This window comes from Nocardioides sp. AX2bis (assembly GCF_902506435.1).
In the GTDB taxonomy this organism is placed as follows: Bacteria; Actinomycetota; Actinomycetes; order Propionibacteriales; family Nocardioidaceae; genus Nocardioides.
On the sequence record NZ_LR733231.1, the window covers coordinates 1 to 2,468 of the forward strand.

Consider the following 2,468-nt stretch of genomic DNA (forward strand, 5'->3'; position numbering starts at 1 on the left):
GTGTCGGGCGGGACGTCGCGACGGCGCCGGCCGACCGGCGGGGGCGGGGTCGTCTCGGCCGGCTCGACCGGGGTGCGGTGGGCCAGCCACCGGTCGAACAGGTCGGACTGTCCGTCGGGGGCCGGATCGGTCATCCCCGCAACGTACGGCGCTCCGGCGGGCGGCGGGCGCCTTTCGCCGGATCAGCGCCTGCGCTCGAGGAACGCCGTCATCGCCTCCTTCGCCTCGTCGGAGCCGAAGAGCCGTGTGGACAGGCGGGCGAGGTCGTCGCCGCGGGCGTCGATCCGGTCGACGAGGTCGCGCGCCAGCAGCTGCTTGGTCTCCCGCAGGCCCTGGGGCGCGCCCGCGACCAGTGCGGCGCAGGTCTCGGCGACCGCGGCGTCGAGCCCGTCGGCGGGGACCGCGCGGGTGACCAGGCCCCAGGCGGCGGCGTCCCGGCCGTCGAAGGTGGCGCCCGACAGGCACGCCCAGGCCCCGGCGCGGCTGGTCATCCGGGGCAGCACCGTCAGCGAGATCGCCGCGGGGGCGAGCGCCAGGCGTACCTCGGTCAGCGCGAAGGTGGCCTCCTCGGTGCAGAGCGCCACGTCGGCGGCGGCGACGATCCCGATCCCACCGGCCCGCACCGGCCCCTGGACCCGGACCACGACCGGCTTGGCGTGCGCGACGATCGCGCGCTGGATCGCCACGATGGTCCGAGCCCCCTCCTCCATGCCCTGCCCGGCGGCCTCGGCCAGGTCGGCGCCGGAGCAGAAGACGTTCCCGGTGGCCGCGACCACCACCACGCGTACGGCGTCGTCGGCCTCGGCGCGGGCGAGCCCGTCGAGCAGCTCGGTCACCAGCTGCCGCGAGAGCGCGTTGCGGTTGCGCGGCGAGTCCAGGGTCAGCGTGGCGAGCCCGTCCGCCACCTCGAGGTGGACCAGCTCGGGGGTGTCGGAGGTGTCGGGCGAGGTGTCGGGCGTGGTGTCGGGCGTGGTGTCGGCCATGGGCGGCATCCTGCCCGATCACGGCCGGCCGGCCGCGGGGGTCGTGTGCCTGAGCACGGGCCAGGAACCGTGCTCAGGCACACGACCCACTGCCCCGGCGTCGCGACGGCCGGGAGGAGTGCAGTAGGCCCCGTGGGACTCGAACCCACAACCTAAGGATTAAAAGTCCTCAGCTCTGCCAATTGAGCTAGGGGCCCGGGGGACGAGGACGGCCGGCGGGCCGTGTCGTCCGCGCCGAGCCTAGCCGCCGGGCTCCCCTGCCCCGCGCTGCCCGGGGCTACCGCAGCCGGCGTACCGCCACGACCGTCAGGTCGTCCAGGCCGGCGGTGTCGCTGCGGGCGGCGGCGGCCGTGATCTCCTCCAGCGCGGCCTGTGTCGTGGAGGCCGCCGACACCGCGGCCGCGACGTGGGCCACCGCCTCCGCGGTGGTGGGGAAGTGGTCCAGGATGCCGTCGCTGACGACGACCAGGGTCTCGCCGGGCTCGACCCGGGCCTCGGCGGCCACCCACTGGTAGCCCGGCAGCACGCCCACCGGCAGGCAGGTCGAGGGCAGCCGGCGGCAGGCCCCGTCCGCCGCGACCACGAGGCCGAGGCTGTGCCCGGCGTCGACGTAGGACACGGCGCCCGTGGGGAGGTCGACCTGCGCTGCGAAGGCGGTGGCGAAGGAGCCGTTCTCGGCGAAGTCGTCCTCGACCAGGGCGGCGGCGAGGTTGAAGTCGTGCGCCGGTCCCGCGCCGGAGAGGCAGGCCCGCAGGGCGGCTCGCAGTCCGGCCGCCAGCAGGCCGGGGCCGACGCCCTTGCCCATCACGTCGACGAGCACCACGTCGAGCAGGTCCCCCTCGGCCCGCCAGCCGTAGAAGTCGCCACCGACCTCGCGAGCCGTCACGCAGGTGCCGGCGACCTCGTAGTCGTCCAGGGTGGGGACCGACCTGGGCAGGAGGCGTGCCTGCACGTCGGCGGCGTAGGCCATCTCGCTGTCCCGCTCGAGCTCCCGCTCGACCCAGGTCGCGAGGTCGGCCAGCATCTGCTGCTCGGGAGCGGTCAGGGTGCGGGGCGCGTCGTCGACCAGGCACAGCGACCCGACCCGCTGGCCGTTGGCCGACAACGGGTGGCCGGCGTAGAACCGGATCCCGGGCCCGCCGGTCACCAGCGGGTTGTCGGCGAAGCGGGGGTCGACCGTCGCGTCCGGGACGTGCAGGGTCGCCTCGTCGGCGATCGTGACGGTGCAGAAGGAGTCCCCGCGCGGGGTGACCTTGCCGGCGTTGGCGGCCGGGAAGGCCGCCTTGGTGAACTGCCGGTCCTCGTCGATCAGGTTGATCTCGGCCATCGGGACCCCGAACAGCGTCTCAGCGATCCGCACGATCCGGTCGAAGCGCTCCTCCGCGGGGGTGTCGACGAGCCGGAGCCGGTGTACGGCCGCGACCCGGTCGCGCTCGTCGGCGACGACGCTGACGGGGGAGGGGCTGGGCGAGGGGCTGGGCGAGG

2 protein-coding genes and 1 tRNA gene are annotated in these 2,468 nt (G+C 75.4%); all 3 read right to left on the bottom strand.

What is annotated here, in order from left to right; all coding sequences use genetic code 11:
* Positions 1-182: 182 nt before the first annotated feature.
* The gene (locus GV155_RS19810; RefSeq protein WP_160011956.1) at positions 183-983 is read right to left on the bottom strand and encodes an enoyl-CoA hydratase-related protein; all 801 of its coding nucleotides are present in this window, start codon (positions 981-983) and stop codon (positions 183-185) included.
* Positions 984-1,107: 124 nt separating this feature from the next.
* Positions 1,108-1,180: transfer RNA gene (locus GV155_RS19815), tRNA-Lys, on the bottom strand.
* Between the two features lie 80 nt (positions 1,181-1,260).
* Positions 1,261-2,468: PP2C family protein-serine/threonine phosphatase (locus tag GV155_RS19820; protein WP_160011958.1), on the bottom strand; the 1,208-nt coding region annotated here is incomplete at its 5' end.